We start from the raw sequence: 19,217 nt of genomic DNA, 5'->3' as shown, positions 1-19,217 counted from the left end.
GGTGCTGACCTTCGCGTAGGTGTCCCGCGCGAGTGGCACTATGGGCTCCGTGGGCGCCTCGGATGCGATGATGCGCGCGGCGGTGGCCTCTTCCGCCGACGCGATGATCGCGGTGGACGCCGACCTGACCGTCCGGCTGTGGAACCCGGCCGCCGAGCGGGTGTTCGGCTGGGCCGCGGCCGACGTCCTGGGCCGGCGGCTGCGCATCATCCCTGAGGAGCACACCGCGGAGCACCGCGCCGTCCTCGAACGCGTCCGCGAGGGCGGCCACATCTCGTTCCTCACCAGGCGGCTGTACCGCGACGGCCGGCTGCTCGACGTCCGGGCGGTCGTCAGCGCGATGCGCGACGAGGACGGCGGGTTCCTCGGCTGGGTCGGCCTCTACCGGCCGGTGCGGGAGGACGAGGCCGTCCAGCACCAGACCGCCGAGCGCATCCGCCTCGTCCGGCGGCTCAACGACGTGGTCGCCGACCTCAACACCGAGCCGGCGCTGTCGGCGGTGCTGGACCGGGTCACCTCGGGCCTCATCGAGCTGACCGGCGCGGACGCCGCCGGCTTCGTCGTCATCGAGCAGCAGACCAACACGCTGAAGCTCGTCAGCATGACCGGGCTGCCGCGTAATCTGCGCGACTCGACCGCCGACCTGCGCGCCAGCCTCGTCGGCGAGCTGCTCCGCTCCGGGCGTACGGTCATGCTGGCCACCTCCGACACGCGCGCCCTCGGCGACCTGATCTGGTCGGAGCTGGAGGGCCTGCACACGATCGCCGTCGGCATCTCCAACGTCCGGGGCAGCCCGTACGGCGCGCTGTACGCCCTGTTCTCCGGGCGGCGGGCGGGCCACATCGAACTCGAGCTGCTCGAGCTGTTCGCCGGGCACGCGGGCGTGGTGATCGGCAACGCCCTGCACTACGACGAGGCGGTCCGGCAACGCCGGCACGAGCAGGCGGTGATCGAGGCGAGCGCGGACGGCATCGCGGTGCTGGACCGCGACGGCGTCGTCAAACGGTGGAACCCCGCGGCGGAGCGGCTCACCGGCCTGGCCGCCGGGGACGTCATCGGCCGGCCGCTGCCGTTCCCGCTGCCCGATCTGGACGGCGAGCCGACCATCCAGCTCGAGTCCGGCATCTGGCTCAACGTCCTGCACACCGAGATCGAGAGCCACGCCGAGGTGGTCGTGGACTTCCGTGACGTCACCGAGGCCAAGTCCCTCGAGGCGGCCAAGGACCTCTTCCTGTCCATGACCAGCCATGAGCTGCGGACGCCGATCACGGTCGTGCAGGGGTTCGCCAAGACGCTGGTCGACCGCTGGGAGAAGCTCGAGGAGGCGGACCGGCGGCGGGCGGTCGCGACGATCGCCGATCGCGCGGACGCCCTCGGCCGCCTGGTCGACAACCTGCTGTACTCCCGTGCGGTCCCGAACGGGCTCACCGTCACGAGCGAGCCGTTCGACCTGGCCGGGCTGTTGCGCGGCGCGGCGTACGGCTTCCGTGGCGTGTCCGAGCGCCATACCGTGGAGCTGGAGGTCGCCGACGACCTGCCGTCGGCCCTGGGCGACTCGATGGCCACGGACATCATCGTCGGCCAGCTCCTGGAGAACGCCGTCAAGTACTCCCCGGACGGCGGCGTCATCACCGTACGCGCCGGCGTCGAGGGCGACGTGATCGCGGTGACGGTGGAGGACGACGGGATCGGGATCAGGGCGAACGACCGGGAGCGGGTCTTCGAGCGCTTCGTGCAGGGGGAGGCGGGGGACCGTCGCCGGTTCGGGGGGCTCGGACTCGGCCTCTACATCGTGCGCCGGCTCGCCCGCGCCCAGCAGGGCGATGTCTCCGCGCATCCGCGCGCGGACGGGCTGGAGGGCACCAGCATGCGCTTCACCCTCCCCCGCGATCGTGACAATGCGTAACCGGCCATACTTGGGCATACCGCTCAGCAGGGTGAGACCTTCGCCACGTGTTCGAGGTCACAGTTACACGTGGTGTTGGTAACAGATTCCTGTGGCGCGGTTTCCGGGATTTTTAAGTGGGCATTTCGGTCGTTACCGGGGTGACCAAGTTACGGGGAGTATCCGGGGCCAACTGCCCGGGGAGGTGAGGGTGTCGAGCGTCGTGTTCCTGCCACATGCGCCGTCCAGCGTCTCGGACGTGCGAAAGCGCCTGTGTTCCGAACTCCGCGCGTCCGGTGTGTACGAGGAGGTCGCGGATGACGCAGCCGTCATCATCAGCGAGTTGATCAGCAACGCGCTGCGGCACGCACGTCCTCTGCCGTCCGGTGACATCCGCGTGTCCTGGGCATACGAGGGCGACCTCATCCAACTGGCCGTCAGCGACGGTGGCTCGATGACCGAGCCGCGTCGCACCCGCGCCGCCCTCTCCTCACTCGGCGGCCGCGGCCTCAGCATCGTCGAGGCGCTCTCGGACGGGTGGGGGGTCTCCCACGAGTCCGACAGCACCACCGTCTGGGCCGAGCTCCGCGCCGCCCAGCCATCCGACAACGGCCATGCCGTCCCCCTGATGCAGCCGCTGCGAATCGCCTTCGACCAGTCCGCCTGAGCCCGCGGACCGCGCCTCCACTGCGTGTTCGCTCATGCGGATGTCATCCGCGATGCGGAACGCGGCTGGACGCCGCGTTCCGCACGGGTCAGGCGGCGGCCGGCCGGGGGCCGTGGTCGCGGATGCCCGTCGCGACCACGTATCCGGTGTAGCCGGGGCGAAGCGGCTTGGGGTCGGGGTCGAGGCGGCCCACCCGCAGCCTGGTGGCGCGTTCGGCCAGGGCGGCGTGGACGTCATCCACGCCGACCGACGTGGCGGGCCACCGGATGCCGTCCACGACGTACCCCTGGGAGTGGCGAGAGCGAGGCCGACACTGGCCCCCGCCCCGCCGTCGACCCCGTGGAGGAGTTGACCGCCGGTCGACGCGTCGAACCACCGCACGCCCCGTTCGAGCATCTCCCGGTCGTCGCCGCGCAGCGACGAGAAGTTGTCGCCCCAGTAGACGCGCGCGTTGAACCGGCCCCAGTCGAACGCGCCGTTCCGGCGGGCGACAGGGCCCGGGGCGCCCGTTGTTGTCTGCATTGCTGTCTCCTTTGTTCGTGACCGACGTCCTTCGTCGGTCCCCCCGCCACGCCCCTTTTGGGGCCACCATGTGGTGCGGCGGGGACCGTGCAATGTACGAGACGGGGCTTTCGGCCGCTGTGTGACATCGCCGATTAGTGATGTACATCACATGACCGCGCTGTCGCGGAGCCCGCGGCTCGCGGAAGTGAGTTCTCAGGCTCGGTCCTGCGCCGTTCCCGGGCGCTGTACGAACGGCGGTTGGAGCGCGTACGCGAGGAGCGCGCACGAAAACAGCACCCGGCGCCGAGGTGCGCCGGGTGCTCGTCAGGAGGCGAGGTCCGGCTACACCGGGTCGCGGAGGATGGGGCAGGACATGCAGCGCGGGCCGCCGCGACCGCTGCCCAGCTCGCTGCCCTGGATCCGGATGACCTCGATGCCCGCCGCCTCCAGGCGGGCGTTGGTCTCGACGTTGCGCTCGTACGCGACCGCCAGGCGCGGGCCGATGGCCAGGGTGTTGTTGCCGTCGTCCCACTGCTCGCGTTCGGCGGTCACCGGGTCGAGGCCGGTGTCGATGACCCGGAGCCGGTCGATGCGCATCGCGTCGGCGGCGGCCTCCAGGAACGGCCGCGCCCGCGAGACGCGCAGGTCGCCGTTGTCCTTGGTCACCGTGTAGGCGACGAGGGAGTAGGCGACGGCGGGGTACATCACGACCTTGTCGACGTCGACCATCGTGCAGATGGTGTCGAGGTGCATGGTCGCGCGTTCCTGCGCGATCGGCACGGCGAGGACCGTGTGCGCCAGGCCCGCGTCGAACGCGCGCCGGGCGATCCGCTCCACGCCCGCCGGGGTCGTACGCTCGCCGGTGCCGATGGCCAGGACGCCGGGGGCCAGCAGGAGGACGTCGCCGCCCTCGATGTGCTCCAGGTCCGGGTCGTACAGGTGCCGCGTGCCCTCGAACCGCGGGTGGTGGCGGTAGATCACGCGGGTGAGGGCGGTCTCGCGGCGGCGCGCGTCCATCGCGAGGCTCGTGACGGCCACCTCGTCGCCGACCCACACGCTGGAGTCCCGGGTGAACAGGAGGTTCGGCAGCGGGTCGATGACGAAGTCGTGCCGGTCCATCAGCCGGTAGACCAGGCCGCGGCCGGTCTTCAGCTCCTCGTGGGCGAGGCCGGCGACGAGCACCTGGGTGAGGTCCTCGGTGGTCAGGTCGGCGAGGTGGCTCTCCAGGATGACGCGGAGCTGGTCGCCGAGCCGCTGGTCGCTCAGGACGTCGGCGATGGCCTCGCTGCGCGCGTCCTGGTACTCCAGCGTCTCCTGCAGCAGCTCGGTCAGGTAGAGGACCTCGACGTCGTGGTCGCGCAGCGCCTGGGCGAAGGCGTCGTGCTCCTGCTGAGCGCGGCCGACCCAGGGGATGCCGTCGAAGAGAAGTTGATCATTGTTGCGCGGCGTGAGTCGCTTGAGCTCTGGGCCCGGCCGGTGGAGAAGGACCGTGCGCAGACGACCGACCTCGCTGTCGACGCGATGCACATGAGTCACAGGTGGAGCTTAACCCGGATATTCAGCCCCTGACCTCTTCAGATCGTCTCGAACAGACCAAAGACCCCACAATGGAACAGTTGCCACAACTACGGCTGTCCGCGCCGGGTCGGGCGCTAAGGTCACCGACCATGGCGAACCGGTCCTATCTGCTCGTCGGCGACTACGACGGGATCAACCCGGGATGGCAGGGCGGCATCCCCGGCCTCGAGCATCAGGTGCTCGCCGAGGACGTCTTCTGTGTGCCGTTGCTGTGGCTGGCGATGTTCCGGCCGGCGGACCTGGTGACCGCGACGTTCCCGCCGGAGGACGAGGACGACGAGGAGGACGGGCCGATCGAGGCCACCGCGCCGCTCGCGCCGAAAGAACGCGCGCTCGCCCAGCTCGACGCGGCCATCCCGGCGCTGAACCGGATCTTCGACGGCGCCGGACCGCTGGACGACCACGCCGCGCTGCTGCGGGAGGGCCTGGCGTCCATGCCGGGCCGATCCGTGACGATCGAGCTCTACGAGATCGCGGTGCTGAACGACGAGGAGCGGTTCTACCGGGACCTGCGTACCGCGCTGGACAGCCTCGACCGTCCCGGCGACCTCGCAGCCGACCGGGCCCGCCTGGCCGACCTGGCACAGCTGCGCGAGGGGCGGCCGTTTCCGCCCGCGCGGCTGGTCCTCGACGGCCTCGACGCGCCGGACGACGACCAGTGGAACCACACCAGACTGCTCGGAACGCGCTTCCTCCGCCCGGTCCCGTGGGAGACCGCTGCGGGAACGCCGGCCTGAGACGTGCGGGACCGCCGGTCCCGCACGTCTCAGGTTCCGCCCGCTGCCGGGACGGTCTATCGGGGCGCCGCGTTCGTCCACTCGGCGGCGTCGACCTTGTCCGTGCCGCTCTTCGTCTTCGCCCCCTTGCCGGTGAAGCTGGAGCTTCGGATCCGCGAGGTGGCCGGGTCGAGGACCATCCTGAGCGTGCCGTCGGAGTTGGTGATCTGCAGGCCCTGCCCGCCGTCGACACGACCGAGGTTCCGGACCTCCGGGAGGGAGGCCAGCGCGCGGAACGCCGCGGCGCGGACCGCCGGCGGAGCCGGAGTCATCTCGAGCAGCCCGGACAGCCCGCCGACGATGACATCGTCCACGGACACGGTGGTGCCGTGGTGTTGACCGACGTCCTTCATCAGCTCGCTGTGGTGGGTGATCCACTTCTTCAGCGCGGCCGGGTCGGCGGGCAGCCGCTGGATCTGCCGGTAGCTCAGATGGGTGCTGCCCACGGTGAAACCGTCGTTCCAGTAGCCGTACTTGCCGCCGTTCTCCTTGACCGGACTGTTGGGCGAGCCCGACCTGGCCCATGATCGGCCGTCGCGCCGGGTCCACGTCTCGATCACCGAGGTGCCCGTGGCGCCGCTGGAGGTCTTGGTGTAGTACTCGATCTTGACGTGCCAGTACGTGCCGGAACCCGCCGGCGCGCGCTCCGCCGTGCTCGCCGCCGCCAGCAGTACCTGGCGGCCGGACAGCGACCCCGCCGAGTGACCGGGCGAGCTGTGGGCCTGGGAACCTCCTGCATTCACGGAACCCCCGCTGCCTCCGGTGGTGCCGACGACCACGGCGACGGCGGTGGCCCCGGCCACGGCCGTCAGCGCCGCGCCGATGACGAGGGGGCGGCGCCCGCGCGTACGGCGTGGGGCCGGTCCGGCGGACTGAAGGTCTTCGCGGATCTGTGCCATCACGAACTCCTGGACTTCTCGGTGACGGCCGCTCGGCAGATCCCGCTCCGCCGGTGGCGGGAGCAACCGGGCCAGTTCCTCGCGATCGTCGCGGCCGGGCTGAGTCGGGGTGGCGTTCATCGGGTGTTCTCCTGAGCGGACCGGACCGCGATCTTGCGGTCACCTGCTTCCTGTCCATGGCGGGGCTGCGGTTCCCGATTTTCTTCGGGCGGTCGAAGCCGCCCGGCGTCGACGAGCCTCTGCAGCTTCTTGCGGGCCCTCGACAGGCGGGACCGCACCGTGCCGATCGGGATGCCCAGCGCCTCGGCGGCCTCGCCGTAGTCGAGGCCGGACCACACGCAGAGGGCCAGCACCTCCCGCTCGGGCTTGCGCAGTGCGGCCAGTGCCGTACGGACGAGGGCGAGCCGTTCCTGGTCATCGATGCGGCCCGTGACCTCCTCGGTGAAGTCCAGCACCGCCTCTTGCCGAGGGAGACGCGCCACCGCACCGTCGTATCGACGGGCGGCACGACGGACGTTCCGTGACACGTTGGTGGCGATGCCGAGCAGCCAAGGGCGCAGTGACACGTCCTCCCCGTCCACGTCGACCCGGTCGCGCAACCGCCAGGCCTCGAGGAAGGTCAGGGAGACGACGTCCTCCGCCGTCGACCAGTCCCCCGTCAGGCGGAAGCCGTGGTTGTAGACCGAGCGGACGTGTTCGTCGAACAGTTGCCGGAACGCGTCCGGATCACCGGCCCGTACCCGGGCACGCATACTGATCTCCACGGCACGGGACTGTCCGGTCGGCCCACCGAGTTCCGGTGACCTGAGTCACATCGGTGGTCAGGGCAGGAAGATGGCGTACTCCGCGATCTCCGGCAGGAGGTCGGGGTGCAGATCCGCCGTTGCCGCGAGCTCCTCCGCGGAGGAGAAGCCGCCGACGTGCTCGCGGATGGCCGCGATGTGCTCGGCGAGCTCCGGCGTCACTCCCGAGAACAGGGTCAGCGCCTGCGCGGGCACGTGGTTGACGTCGATCAGCCCGCCGTCGTCGTACTGGCGTGGCAGGTCCGGGCGGCCGATCCGCAGCTCACGGGCGAGGACGACGTCGGCCGCGGCCTGGTCCCGGGCCTTGCGCCGGAGGTCGCGCCGCTGGTTGGCGGCGGCGACGGCCTGGGCGTTGACGTTGCCGGGCGGCGGCCCGGGAGGAATGGGCATCGGCGGCCCGAGCGGCGTCACCGGACGGCCGTTGTAGAGCAGGACGCCGTACGGGTCGACCGTGATCGTGAGGCGTTTCTCGTTCCCGGTGAGGGCGAGGATGATCCAGACGGGCAGCCACAGCCCGCACAGGAAGATCGTGATGAGCAGGTGTACAACGTGGTTGACCTGGCCGCCGCTGGACATCACCGCCTGGGTGTCGGACTGCGCCTGCACGCGCCATCCCATGGCCGCCTGACGCATGATCGCGCTGTGCAGGATGGCGCGGAGCTGGTCGGGGGGAAGCGTCGGCCGCATCGGCGGCGGCGCCCCGGGCGGTCCGGGCGGCGGTGGCGGTCCGGGCAGTCCGAGCGGCGGGGGCGGTGCCGACGGCGGGGGCGGTCCCGGCGGTGCCGGCGGCCACGATGCGGAGTCCGACGGCCCCGACGGGGGCTCGGGCGGACCCGGCGGCGGTCCTGGCGAGAACGCGTTCAAGATCTCCCCCTGTAAGCGGTTCGGTGTGCCGTACCGGCGTCGACCGGTCCGGTGGATCGCGCGGCGACTCCTCTCGGCCTCGTACGACCCCCTTCCCCGCCCGGTATCAACGAACGGACCGGCTCTCGTGCTCCCAGTACGGCCGGCGAAGATCGCGCTTGAGCACCTTGCCGGTCGGGTTGCGCGGGATGGCGTCCGTCCACTCCACCGAGGTCGGGCACTTGAAGTGGGCCAGCCTGTCCCGGCAGTAGTCGATCAGCTCGCGGTCGCCGACCTCGCCCTCGCGGACGACGATCGCCTTCGGCGTCTCGCCCCACTTGGCGTCCGGCACGCCGATGACGGCGCAGTCGGCCACGGCCGGATGGCTCATCAGGACGTTCTCCACCTCGGCGGGGTAGATGTTCTCCCCGCCCGAGATGATCATGTCCTTCACGCGGTCGTGGATGTAGAGGTAACCGTCCTCGTCGAGGTAGCCGACGTCACCGGTGCGCAGCCAGCCGCCGGGAAGCGTGGCATCCCTGGTGGCCTGGTCGAGCGACCAGTACTCCGACATGTTCTGGGCGGACCGGCAGACGATCTCGCCGACCTGCCCGGCCGACACGGGCTCGGAGGTCGCCGGATCGATGATCTTCAGCTCGGTGCCGGGGTTCGCGACGCCGGCGCTGCGCAGCCGGCCGCCGTCGGGAACGTGATCCGCCGGGGGCAGGTGCGTGATCGCCCCCGTCGTCTCCGTCAGGCCGTACACCTGCATGAACTCGCAGTCGGGCAGCATCCGCATCGCGCCGTGCAGCACCTCCTCGCTGATCGGCGAGGCGCCGTAGATCAGCAGGCGCAGGCTGGTCAGGTCCGTGTCGCGCACCTGCGGGATCTGCTGCATGAACAGCATGATCACCGGGACGAGGAAGATGTGGGTGACCCGGTGCGCCTCGATGCCCCGCGCGATCCCCACCGGGTCGGGCTCCCGGACGAGCACGCAGGGGATGCCGTCGTACACCGCGATGACGGCGAGGATGCAGCCGGCGATATGGTACATCGGCATCGCGACCATCAGCACGCTGTCGGAACGCAGGTTCCAGAGCGCCTCGGTCATCGGCACCGCGGTCAGGAAGTTCTCGTGGGTCAGCACGACCCCTTTCGGGCGGCCCGTGGTGCCCGAGGAGTACGGCTGGACGAAGACCTGACCGGGCTCGTCCACGCGCTCGGCGTCCCGGTCGGTCCACGCGTCGTAGTCCACGTGGCGGTGACCGGTACCGCCGCCGACGACGATCAGGTGCTCGGTGTGCTCGAGGCGATCCGCGACGGCGTCCAGCACCGGAAGGAACTCCTGCCCCACGACGAGCACCGGCGCCTTCGCGTTGTCCACGATGTAGGCGACCTCGTCGGCGGCCAGCCGGTAGTTGATCGGGACCTGCACGGCGCCGATCCGTGCCGCGCCGAACAGCAGCTCGACGTAGGCCAGGGAGTTCTTGTCGAGCACGGCGACCCGGTCGCCCGGCCGTACTCCGGACGCCCGCAGGGCCGCCGCGACCTGGTCCACCCGGCGGTCGAACTCCGCGTACGTGACGCGGAGGCCGCCGTAGAGAAAGGCGGTCGCGTCCGGCTTCTCGACCGCGCGGCTCCGCAGGATGCCCGTCAGGTCCATGCGCGAATCATCCGCGCCCGCCGTGCGGAGGCACAAGACCCGCTGTCAGCTCTTCGACAATTTGCTGATCACCGTGACGATGATGGCGCCGGCGACGGCCAGCAGGCCGAGCCAGATCAGGAACTTCAATGCGGCGACGAGCATTCCGAGGACCGTGAAGAACAGCCAGATCGCCAGCAGGATCCCGATGATGGTGAGAATCGTCCGCCCCATGGAAGCGAGCGTACGCGTTCAGGCCGTGGTCACGGGGCATACCAGGCCGATCCCGGTCACGATCTCGTATCTCCCTCGGCCTCTCACGTTCGTCCACCGCCAGCCGCCGCCCTGTGGACAACCGGTGGACAACTCACGGAAAACGGCGCGGTGCGGCCGGGCGGCGTGCGCGCGCGGGCCCGTGCCCGCCTGGTCAACGCGCTTGTCCCCCTGCTGCGCATCCTGTGGACGACGGAACCCACACCCTGTGGATAACCGTGGCCCCGTCGAGTCCCGGCGCCCTGTCCGGTGCCAGTCGTCCCCGGGGCGTCCGTGGACGGCCGCTTCCATCGGCGGCCGGGATTCCCGGGAGACGCACTCGATCGGCACCGTGATTCCTCGTGCGCGGAATTCCCGCGAACCGCGGCCGACCGGTTGACAGGAGCGGAAAAATCGCCGACAGGAATCGGTCAGGACCCCGGAGTCCGGTCGACGGCGTCCTGAATGGCGCGGAAGGTCGGGCACGGCCAGCGCCACATGCACGCCCGGCACCGGCACATCGGATTGCCGATGTCACTGGTGATCCCGCCCGCGTCGCGCGGTTGGTGAAGATCGATGAGGCGCAAGGTCATCTCGCAAAAGGTGATCACGTCGTCGCGGGCGGCGGCGAGAAAGACGATGTCCTCGCGGGCGAGTCGGGCCTTCACCGGCACGTATCCCTCGCGGTTGACCAGGCGGGAGACATACTGGGTCATGGAACGCCATGAACTGGACTTCTCGGATCTGGTGCGGATCGTCTCCAGACGTTCACGGACACGGCGGTGTCCGAAATCGCCGGACATGTGGGCGGTCATCGCGCGTCGTGTCACCATCCCAGCTTCTCGCATGGCGACGCGCCGGTGGACGGATTCGCGGACTTCGACGGCGATAATTGAGAAGATCTCCATGTCGCCGCGCCAGGGCCAGAATTGACGGACATTTCCCGCATAAGGTGCAGAAGTCGCGGGCCTGTTGGCAAAGTGCCGCCCATAGCCCGGCAATGTGCAGGACCTAATCCCGTTCGGCTCTGGTTCACCCGCTCCCAGGGCGCTAGTGTGCGGCTCGTGGAGCTAAAGGTCTCGACCGCATCTCAGGGGGGACACGCCGTCGTATTCGTCTACGGCGAGGTCGATCTCTATACGGCACCCAGATTGCAAGCCGAGCTGGCCTCGCTCGTACGCGACGGAGCCGGCCGGGTCGTGGTGGATCTGAGCGGGGTCGAGTTCTGTGACTCGACAGGGATGAACGTCCTGCTCTCGGCCATGAAACGACTCCGTGAACACGGCGGCACACTGGAGCTGGCGTCGCCGCGTCCGGCGGTGCGCCGCATCCTCCAGGTCACGGGCCTCGACACGGTCTTCTCCGTGCACGATGCCCTACCGGCCCTGGAAGGCACCTGACCGCCACTACCATCGCCTTCATGCAGGCGGACACGGCCGTCATCATCGCGGCCAAGGATGAACAGGACAGGATCGCCGCGACGGTGGAGGCGGCGGCGTCGTTGCCGGGCGTGGACCTCGTCGTCGTCGTCGACGACGGGTCCACCGACGCGACGGGGCGGCTGGCCGAGGGCGCGGGCGCGAAGGTCGTACGACACTCGCGCAACCGCGGCAAAGGCGCGGCGATGGAGACGGGTGCCGCCGCCGTCCGATTGCTGGACGGCGACGTGCCCCGCCATCTGCTGTTCCTCGACGCGGACCTCGGCGACACCGCCCGGCAGGCGGGGCCGCTGATCGAGCCGGTCCGGGCGGGCACGGCCGCGATGACGATCGCCGCGTTCAGCGATCGGGTCAAGCTCGGCGGCCATGGCTTCGTCGTCCGCCTGTCCCGGGACGGCATCCAGCGGCTCACCGGCTGGACCGCGACGCAGCCGCTGAACGGCCAGCGCTGTCTCACGCGCCAGGCGTTCGAGGCCGCCCTGCCGCTCGCGCCCGGCTTCGGGGTCGAGACCGGCCTCACGATCGACCTGCTGCGCCAGGGTTTCAAGGTGACCGAGGTGGAGGTCCCCCTCGCGCACCGTGCCACCGGCACCGACTGGCGTGCCCAGGTCCACCGCGCGCGGCAGTTCCGGGACGTCGGGCGGGCGCTCGCCGCCCGGGAGCCCGCCGTGGCGCGGCAACTGGCCCGGCTGCGTCGTGACCCGCGCTGACCGACTGGGCTTCGCGGGGCTGACCGCCGGCGCGCTCGGCCTGGGCTGCTTCCTGGCCGTCGCGCTGCTCGGACCCTCGGTGATGGAGCCCGTCCTGCCCGGATCGGCCGGACAGCCGCCGTACTCCCTCGCCGTGCATCCCTCGGCGCACCTGGTCCTCGCGCTCACCGCGGCCGGCGTCGGACTGTCGGCGCTCGGCCTCGGCGCGTGCCTCTACGCGTCCCGGCGCGGCTGGTGGATCCGGCCGCGGATCCTGCTGATCGCGGGTGCCGTCGCGGCGGTCGCGTTCATGTTCATGCCGCCCATCGGCTCGGCCGACCACCTCAACTACGCCGCGTACGGCCGCATGGCGGTCACCGGCAACGACCCGTACGCCACGGCGGCGCGCGACCTGCCCGCGGATCCGGTGGTCGGCGTGGTGCAGGACTGGCGGAACGCCCCCACACTGTACGGGCCGATCGCGACGGCGCAGCAGACCCTCGCCTCGCTGATCGGCGGGGACTCCGCCCGGCTCACCGTCTTCGTGATGTCGGTGACCGAGGTGCTCGCCTTCCTGGCCGTCGGCCTGCTGCTGTCACACGCCGCCCGCGGCGACCGCGACCGCCGGCTGCGCGCCGCGCTGCTGTGGTCGGCCAACCCGCTCATCCTGTACGCGGTGGTCGGCGGGGCGCACAACGACGTCCTCGCGCTCGCCTTCGCGGTCGCCGGGCTGGTGGTGTTCGCGCTGCCCGACCCGCCGTGGTCGAGCCGGCAGGACGCCCGGACGCTCGGCCGCTGCGCCGCCGCCGGGATCCTCATCGGCGCCGGGGCGGCCGTGAAGCTCAACGTGGCGATCGTCGGCGCCGGGCCGGGCTGGATCCTGCTGCGCGAGTGGTGGGAGGCCCGCCGTGCCACCGGCGCCGCGCGACCGGCCGTGCGGCCGGGCGCCCGTGCGGCGGTCGTCCGGCTCCTGTCGCTGCCCGGCGCGGCGCTCGCCGTCACCGGCCTGGCGTACCTCATGGCCGGGCCGCACGCGTTCGACCAGCTCGACCGGGCGTCCAAGTCGGTCGCGCTGGCCACCCCCTGGCACCTGTTCGCCGGGACGAACGGCGGGCTCCTGCTGACGCTGCCGCGCTCGGCCGTGCAGGACGCCGCCATCCTCCTGACCGCCGTCCTGGCCGCCCTGCTCCTGCGCGCCGCGCCCCGGCCGCGCGTACGGGACGTCCGTGTCGCCGCCGATCCGGCCGGCGAGGACGCCCTGCGGATCAGCGCCGTGCTGGCGATCGCCTGGCTGTTCGCCGCGCCGTACGCCCTGCCCTGGTACGACGGCCTCGGCTGGGCGACGCTGGCGCTCGTGCCCTGGTCACGGCTGGACGGGTTGCTCCTGGCCCGTACGAGCCTGCTGGCCCTGGCCTACCTGCCGGCCCGCGACCCGCGGCTCGCCGGCCTCCCGCGCTCCCTCGACTGGCTGATCACCGACGTGCGCTCGCGGGTCACCCCGTGCTTGCTGACGGCTCTTCTGATCGCTCTGGTCGTGGTGGCGCTTCGGGCCCGGCGAGTTCCAGCGCCCGTACGCTCGCCGCGAGCGCCAGCGGAACCGCGACCGTGAACGCCATCGCGGGGATCGCCGTGCCGGAGTCGTTCACGAGCATGCCGACCACCGTCGTGACCAGCGCCGCGGCGAGCGTGGCCCGCAGCGCGGGGGCGCGCTCGTAGGCCATGTGCAGCGCGGCGGCGCGCCAGGCCAGCGGCCGCAGCAGGGCGAAGAACAGGAACCCGATGCCCAGCACGATGATCACCGACAGCTTCCAGTTGGCGAACGTGCCGATCATGCCGAGGAACTTCCGGAATACGACCGTTCCGGCGTCGCCGCTCGTCAGTTCGTTCCAGAACTCCCCGATGTGGGTCGGGTTCGCCCGCAGCGAGTCCAGGAACGAGATACCCAGGATGAGCACGGCCCCGGCCACAAGCACTGCGATCACCCGAGTGAGGCGGATCCGGCGTCCGGTCAGCATGAACGCGAACACGGTGAACCCGGGGATCACCGAGATGATGCCGCCGAAGTCCGCTCCCCACATCGGCCCGCCGTCGATGACGAGCGCGATCACCCCGGCCGCGACGACGACGGCGAGCGGGAGGAGACGGCGGTCGCCCCGCCTGGCGATCAGCAGGCCCGCGAGCGCGCCGGCCGCGATGATCAACCCGGTGACCCACAGGGCGTACGTCGTGTTGCCGAAGCCGTAGAACCGGCCGGCGACGACCGGCGTGTAGCCGAGCATGCTGCAGTTCTGCAGGTGGTTGCCGGTCATCACGTCCAGGCTCAGGAACAGCGCGGTCGCCCCGGCGACGACCGCGCCCGGCCCGGTCACGGACCGGCGCCACGGCCCGGCCACCGCGGCCGCGGTGATCACCACGACGCCGGCCAGGATCAGGAGCGTCAACGTCAGCGCGGGCTGCCCGCTCCGCCACCACGGGACGGCGTTGGCCAGGAACGACGCCACCGGCAGCGCCCCGGCGGCCAGCGCCAGCACCTTGGTCGCCGCGAGCCGCCGGTCGCTCTTGCGGCGCAGCGCCACCGTCGCGAACGCGTACAGGGCGAGCTGCGCCGCGATGAGGACCATATAGAAGGGGAAGACGTAGCGGCTGTAGATCCGCGCGTGGGTGTCGCGGTCCGCCATCGCGTGCACCACGCGGGACACGGACGCCGACTTCCGGCCGTCCGGCCGCCATGGCGAGCCCACCGCGTCCTTCGGCTGCGCGACGCCGAGCGTGTGCAGGATCGTCGACGTCACGTCGGTCAGCGTGACCAGGCCGACCGTGCGCGTGGAGTTCGCCGTCAGGTACCGCGGGGTGTAGCCCGGCCCGGTGGCCATGGCGACGTGCAGGCGTGAGCTGCCGGTGTTGTCCGACAGGCCGGCCAGCAGCACGGTCGTGCCGGCGGGCGTCGCCCGCAGGATCCGGCCGACTTGTGCGTCGGCGGCCGACGCGGCCGTCGCACGGTCCTTCGGCGTCACCCGGACCTGGTGGCCGTCCACGTCGACTCCGGCGTCGACGTAGGCCCGGACGACGTCGTCGACGTCGACCACCGTGAGCGCGCAGTGCGACCACGCGTCGGCGGGCGTCTTGTCGACCGAGGGGAAGTACTGGTCCACGCGGCCGGTACGGTCCGCCGCGCCGACCGCCGCGCCGGGGCCGATCGCCAGCGTGCAGCCCTTGGCGCCGTGCACCGCGTCACCGAGGAGGCCCAGCTTCGAGCCGTACTTGCTGTTCGCGTTGTCCTCGCGCATGCCGGGGAAGCCCGGGACGGTCGTGCCGGTCGGCGCGGCCGGCAGGCCGCAACTGCCGTGGCGCAACTGGGAGCGCTGCCCGGCCGACACCGTCAGCCAGCCGTCGATCGGGCAGGTGTGGCCGGCCACCGTCTTCACCGAGAGCGCGCCGACGGCGGCCTGGCCGGTCAGGTTCCAGAGGTTCGGGGTGCCGGTCCGGCGGATGTCGCTCCAGCGCAGCCCGGGAACGCCGATGAGCAGTACCCGCCCCCGGCCGTTGGAGGACGCGCCCGCGGTCTTCGAGGCCGGTCCGGTGGAGGTGGTCGGCGTGGGACTCGCGGTGCCCGGTGTCGGCGACGCGGCGGCCGTCGGTCCGGTGGTGGGGGGCGGACTCACGACCGGGCCGGTCGGGTCGGCCGGCGCGGCGGCCGCCACTCCCGGCAGCAGGCCCAGCGACACGGCCGTGAACACCACCAACGCGGCGACCGCCGTGCCCAAACGGTGACGTTCCGCCTTTCGTGGCCGTGCCACGATCACCTCCGGAATCTTGGGACGTCCCCAGGCTAGTGCCGTGTCCACCATGCTCGCCGGGGTACGCCGCTTTGCGATCTTCGCGTCCCGACCGGCCGCCCCCGGCCCCCGGTCGACGTACCGCCGGGTCCCCGACCGGGTCGCTCCGAGCAGTATTCGACGTGGGACAGGATGGACCCATGGCTGAGCGAAGGACGAAACGCGAGATCGCGATGGTCGTCGCGGGTCTCGCGATCGTCGTGGCCGCGGTGGGGCCGCTCGCGCTGCAGTGGCTGACCAACGCGCCCGACCAGCGGATGGTCGACCTGGACGTCTACCGCTCCGGTGGGCAGGCCGTGCTGCGCGGCGCGCCGGTCTACGACTTCATGACCCAGCCGCCGCAACTGCTGCCGTTCACCTATCCGCCCTTCGCCGTGCTGATCGCGGTGCCGCTCGCCTTCGTCCCGTGGAGCGTCGCCCAGTGGCTCTGGGCCGCGCTGATCCTGCTCGCTCTGACGATCACGGTCCGCTACGCGTTCCGTCCCCTGCTCGCGCGCTTCCCCGGCTGGGCGCCCGTCCTCACCGGGATCATCGTCGCGCTGTGCGCGTACCCGATGCCGCTGCGGGACCAGTTCCGGTTCGGGCAGGTCGACGTCTTCCTCATGGCGATGTGCGTGGCGGACTGCGCCGCGCCGCGTACGCGCTGGCCCCGGGGCCTGCTCGTCGGGCTCGCCACCGCGATCAAGCTGGTGCCGGGCGTCTTCATCGTCTACTTCCTGGTCACCGGCCGCCGCCGGGAGGCGGTCACCGCCGTCGTCGGCGCGGCGGTCGTCTCGCTCGGGACGTTCCTGATCCTGCCGGCGGACTCGGCCGACTACTGGTTCCGTGCCCTGTTCGACAGCGAACGGCTGGGTTCGAACACCGCCACGACGAATCAGTCGATCCGGGGCATGCTGCTGCGGGCGTACCTGCCGGACTCCGTCGCGAGTGCGCTGTGGCTGCTGTGCGCGGCCGTGATCGCCTACGTCGGCTTCCGCGCCGCGCGCCGTACCGCGCTCATGGGCGACGAGATCGGCGGGATCGCGATCACCGGGCTGGTGGGGGTGCTCGTCTCGCCGGTGTCCTGGATCCACCATCTCGCCTGGCTGGTCGTCGTCCTGGGCGCACTGGTCGGGACCGGCCGCGGCCGGAAGGCGCTCGCGCTCGCCGCCGGGGTTTGGCTGTTCTACGTCCTGACGATCCCGTGGTGGGGGATCGACCTGCTCGCTTACCACATCGGCCCCCGCCCGATCGGACGGATCGTGCAGGACGCGTACGGTCTCGGGGCGCTCGGACTCCTCTTCGTGTTCCATCGGCGACGGTCCGTGGGGAAAATTCCGGAACGCGAATCCGAAAGTGATCGCGTGGATGCGTCGCGTGACGAGCCTCGGGTGGGTACGCTCGGACCGTGATCCTCATCACGATCGCCCTGGCCTCCGTCGGCATCGGGCTTTTCGGCCTCTATACCGGGCTGACCGCTCGGCGCCGCGCGGCGCAGGCGGTCGAGGAGTGCGTCGAGATGGTGCGCCGTCGCCTGGAGACGAGCGCCGACGTCACCGACGGCCGGGCCATCCGCGATGTCGCGATCGTCCACTATGACGCGCTGCGCGAGGACGCCGGCGGCCTGTCCTTCTCCCTCGCCATGCTCAACGCCGCGGGAGACGGCATCGTGCTCACTTCGATCAACGGGCGCACCGAGACCCGCACCTATGCCAAGATCGTAAGCAGTGGCCGCAGTCTCCAGTTGCTCTCTCCGGAAGAGGACCAGGTCGTACGCGCGGCCAGGCTCGGTCAGGGGCCGCAGATCCGGCTCGACGACGGGCGCGACATCGGCGTGAACGGGCGACCCCCCGCGTCCACGTGACGGGCGACCGGTGCTCATCCGCACGAGACCGCCCGTAACCTGGGATGACGCCGGATCTGTTCAGCAGCGGCATGAGGGGACTCCGTGACCGACGACAGCCCGCGAAACGCGGCGGCACCGGCCGACCGACCCGAACGCTTCGCGTATTTCGGCCCTGAGGGCACCTTCACCGAGGCCGCCCTCCTCACACTGCCCGAGGCGCGGCAGGGCGTTCGCGAGCCGTTCACCACCGTGCCGATGGCCCTGGACGCCGTCCGCCGGGGTGACGCCGACGCCGCGATGGTCCCTCTGGAGAACTCCGTCGAGGGCCCGGTGCCCACGTCCGTCGACGAGCTCGCCGACGGCGACATGCTGCTCATCACCGGCGAGGTGCTCCTCCCCGTGGAGTTCGCGCTGCTCGTCCGGCCGGGTACCGCGCTGGAGGACATCAAGAACATCTGCACCCACCCGCATGCGCACGCGCAGTGCCGTCGCTGGCTGGCACGTACGCTCCCGCACGCCCACGTGGCGACCGGGACGTCCACCGCCGGCGCCGCCATGGCGGTCGCCGACCCCACCTCGGGCTACGACGCCGCGATCGCCGCGCCGATCGCGGGTGAGCGGTACGGCCTGGTGCCCGCCGCGGACAGCATCGCCGACCGCCCGGGCGCGGTGACCAGGTTCGTCCTCGTCCGGCCGCCCGGCCCGCCCACGGCGCCGACCGGCTTCGACCGCACCTCGCTGATGGCGTACCTCACCGACGACCATCCGGGCGCGCTGCTGGAGTTCCTCACCGAGTTCGCGGTCCGCGGCGTCAACCTGACCTTGATCCAGTCCCGGCCGACCGGGGACGGCTTCGGCCGCTACCGCTTCTGGATCGACTGCGAGGGCCACGTGGCGGACGCGCGGGTCGGCGAGGCGCTCATGGGCCTGCGCCGCATCTGCTCCGACGTGCGGTTCCTCGGCAGCTACCCGCGCGCCGACCAGGGCCGCATCGAGATCCGCCGGGGCACCCACGACAGCGACTTCGCCGAGGCGTCCGCCTGGCTGCACGCCATCCGCTCCGGCCACGACCTGTGATGCGTGCGGCGGTGGCTCTGAGCCCTGCCCGGAGCCGCCACCGCGCCATTCGTGCTATTTGACCTGGACGTAGTCGCCGCTCGTGGCGATCGACAGGTAGGGGGAGTCGTCCCCGAAATTGGCGATGGCGTACCAGATGCCGGACCTAGGGGCTGTCTCGAAGTGCGGTTTGTGTCCGGGATGACGGCGTGTCGTGTTCGATAAGTAGCGAGGCCTCCGGTAGGTGGTTCAGCGACCAAGCAGAACCTGTAACCGGAGGCCTCGTGGCCACCCTAGCGGTGACGAGGCGGTTCGACCTGACTGATGCGCAATGGGCGAGGCTGAAACCCCTGCTGCCCGTGCCCACCCGGCCAGGCCGACCGTCGAAGTGGACGAAACGCCAGCTCATCGACGGGATCCGCTGGCGGGTCCGCGTCGGGGCGCCCTGGCGGGATGTCCCGGAGTGTTACGGCTCCTGGCAAGCGGTCTATGGATTGTTCCGCCGCTGGCAGCGAGCCGGTGT

Annotated in this window: 19 protein-coding genes; 10 read left to right on the top strand and 9 right to left on the bottom strand. The window is 71.2% G+C overall.

What is annotated here, in order from left to right; translation table 11 throughout:
• The first annotated feature begins 40 nt into the window (after positions 1 to 40).
• On the top strand, positions 41 to 1,906 hold the full coding sequence (locus AB0L00_RS23695) for a PAS domain S-box protein (protein WP_364438465.1): 1,866 nt from the start codon (positions 41 to 43) through the stop codon (positions 1,904 to 1,906).
• Between the two features lie 184 nt (positions 1,907 to 2,090).
• Entirely contained in the window at positions 2,091 to 2,552 is a 462-nt protein-coding gene (locus AB0L00_RS23690; protein ID WP_364437964.1) for an ATP-binding protein, read from the top strand.
• An 88-nt stretch (positions 2,553 to 2,640) separates the two neighbouring features.
• On the opposite strand, the gene AB0L00_RS23685 is transcribed toward AB0L00_RS23690, so the two are convergent.
• Positions 2,641 to 2,829, bottom strand: coding sequence for a hypothetical protein (locus AB0L00_RS23685; protein WP_364437962.1), 189 nt, complete (start codon positions 2,827 to 2,829; stop codon positions 2,641 to 2,643).
• A gap of 569 nt (positions 2,830 to 3,398) precedes the next feature.
• On the bottom strand, positions 3,399 to 4,592 hold the full coding sequence (locus AB0L00_RS23680; RefSeq protein ID WP_364395580.1) for an arginine deiminase: 1,194 nt from the start codon (positions 4,590 to 4,592) through the stop codon (positions 3,399 to 3,401).
• Positions 4,593 to 4,723: 131 nt separating this feature from the next.
• Here AB0L00_RS23680 and AB0L00_RS23675 point away from each other — a divergent pair, with 131 nt between their 5' ends.
• Positions 4,724 to 5,371 (top strand): hypothetical protein, encoded by a 648-nt coding sequence (locus tag AB0L00_RS23675; protein WP_364437959.1) that lies wholly within the window; start codon positions 4,724 to 4,726, stop codon positions 5,369 to 5,371.
• A 56-nt stretch (positions 5,372 to 5,427) separates the two neighbouring features.
• Here the strand turns inward: AB0L00_RS23675 and AB0L00_RS23670 are convergent, their stop codons facing one another.
• From AB0L00_RS23670 to AB0L00_RS23645, 6 genes are all read right to left on the bottom strand, one after another.
• On the bottom strand, positions 5,428 to 6,429 hold the full coding sequence (locus tag AB0L00_RS23670; protein WP_364437956.1) for a CU044_5270 family protein: 1,002 nt from the start codon (positions 6,427 to 6,429) through the stop codon (positions 5,428 to 5,430).
• Positions 6,426 to 7,073, bottom strand: a complete 648-nt coding sequence (locus AB0L00_RS23665) for an RNA polymerase sigma factor (protein ID WP_364437953.1) — start codon at positions 7,071 to 7,073, stop codon at positions 6,426 to 6,428. Before AB0L00_RS23665 ends, AB0L00_RS23670 begins: the two co-directional genes overlap by 4 nt.
• Before the next feature lie 57 nt (positions 7,074 to 7,130).
• The gene (locus tag AB0L00_RS23660; RefSeq protein ID WP_364437950.1) at positions 7,131 to 7,799 is read right to left on the bottom strand and encodes a helix-hairpin-helix domain-containing protein; all 669 of its coding nucleotides are present in this window, start codon (positions 7,797 to 7,799) and stop codon (positions 7,131 to 7,133) included.
• 283 nt (positions 7,800 to 8,082) lie between these two features.
• Positions 8,083 to 9,618 (bottom strand): long-chain-fatty-acid--CoA ligase, encoded by a 1,536-nt coding sequence (locus AB0L00_RS23655; protein WP_364437947.1) that lies wholly within the window; start codon positions 9,616 to 9,618, stop codon positions 8,083 to 8,085.
• Between the two features lie 45 nt (positions 9,619 to 9,663).
• Positions 9,664 to 9,831 carry a hypothetical protein gene (locus AB0L00_RS23650; protein WP_345366530.1) on the bottom strand — a complete coding sequence of 56 codons (168 nt, stop codon included), beginning with the start codon at positions 9,829 to 9,831 and terminating at the stop codon, positions 9,664 to 9,666.
• A 449-nt stretch (positions 9,832 to 10,280) separates the two neighbouring features.
• The gene (locus tag AB0L00_RS23645) at positions 10,281 to 10,757 is read right to left on the bottom strand and encodes a hypothetical protein (RefSeq protein ID WP_364437944.1); all 477 of its coding nucleotides are present in this window, start codon (positions 10,755 to 10,757) and stop codon (positions 10,281 to 10,283) included.
• Between the two features lie 156 nt (positions 10,758 to 10,913).
• On the opposite strand from AB0L00_RS23645, the gene AB0L00_RS23640 reads away from it, so the two are divergent.
• The 3 genes from AB0L00_RS23640 to mptB are packed head-to-tail and all read left to right on the top strand — an operon-like array spanning position 10,914 to position 13,586.
• Complete coding sequence (locus AB0L00_RS23640; protein ID WP_345367426.1) at positions 10,914 to 11,249, top strand: STAS domain-containing protein; 336 nt, start codon at positions 10,914 to 10,916, stop codon at positions 11,247 to 11,249.
• Positions 11,250 to 11,269: 20 nt separating this feature from the next.
• On the top strand, positions 11,270 to 11,998 hold the full coding sequence (locus tag AB0L00_RS23635) for a glycosyltransferase (RefSeq protein ID WP_364437941.1): 729 nt from the start codon (positions 11,270 to 11,272) through the stop codon (positions 11,996 to 11,998).
• Positions 11,985 to 13,586 (top strand): polyprenol phosphomannose-dependent alpha 1,6 mannosyltransferase MptB, encoded by a 1,602-nt coding sequence (mptB, locus tag AB0L00_RS23630; RefSeq protein ID WP_364437938.1) that lies wholly within the window; start codon positions 11,985 to 11,987, stop codon positions 13,584 to 13,586. The genes AB0L00_RS23635 and mptB overlap by 14 nt, the downstream gene beginning before the upstream one ends.
• On the opposite strand, the gene AB0L00_RS23625 is transcribed toward mptB, so the two are convergent.
• Complete coding sequence (locus tag AB0L00_RS23625) at positions 13,471 to 15,741, bottom strand: hypothetical protein (RefSeq protein ID WP_364437935.1); 2,271 nt, start codon at positions 15,739 to 15,741, stop codon at positions 13,471 to 13,473. The two genes, mptB and AB0L00_RS23625, sit on opposite strands and share 116 nt — an antisense overlap.
• Before the next feature lie 212 nt (positions 15,742 to 15,953).
• On the opposite strand from AB0L00_RS23625, the gene AB0L00_RS23620 reads away from it, so the two are divergent.
• The 4 genes from AB0L00_RS23620 to AB0L00_RS23605 form a co-directional block, all read left to right on the top strand.
• Complete coding sequence (locus tag AB0L00_RS23620) at positions 15,954 to 17,204, top strand: glycosyltransferase 87 family protein (protein ID WP_345366542.1); 1,251 nt, start codon at positions 15,954 to 15,956, stop codon at positions 17,202 to 17,204.
• Positions 17,201 to 17,656 (top strand): DUF4446 family protein, encoded by a 456-nt coding sequence (locus tag AB0L00_RS23615; RefSeq protein WP_364437932.1) that lies wholly within the window; start codon positions 17,201 to 17,203, stop codon positions 17,654 to 17,656. The genes AB0L00_RS23620 and AB0L00_RS23615 overlap by 4 nt, the downstream gene beginning before the upstream one ends.
• An 84-nt stretch (positions 17,657 to 17,740) precedes the next feature.
• On the top strand, positions 17,741 to 18,715 hold the full coding sequence (pheA, locus tag AB0L00_RS23610) for a prephenate dehydratase (protein ID WP_364437929.1): 975 nt from the start codon (positions 17,741 to 17,743) through the stop codon (positions 18,713 to 18,715).
• Positions 18,716 to 18,978: 263 nt separating this feature from the next.
• Positions 18,979 to 19,217 (top strand): transposase (locus AB0L00_RS23605; RefSeq protein ID WP_364437926.1); only part of this gene is annotated, 239 nt, incomplete at its 3' end.

The sequence above is a fragment of the Actinoallomurus sp. NPDC052308 genome, assembly GCF_040679195.1.
GTDB classification, from domain to species: domain Bacteria; phylum Actinomycetota; class Actinomycetes; order Streptosporangiales; family Streptosporangiaceae; genus Actinoallomurus; species Actinoallomurus liliacearum.
The sequence above is the reverse complement of the archived record's forward strand: the minus strand, read 5'-3'. Positions and strand labels throughout refer to the sequence as shown.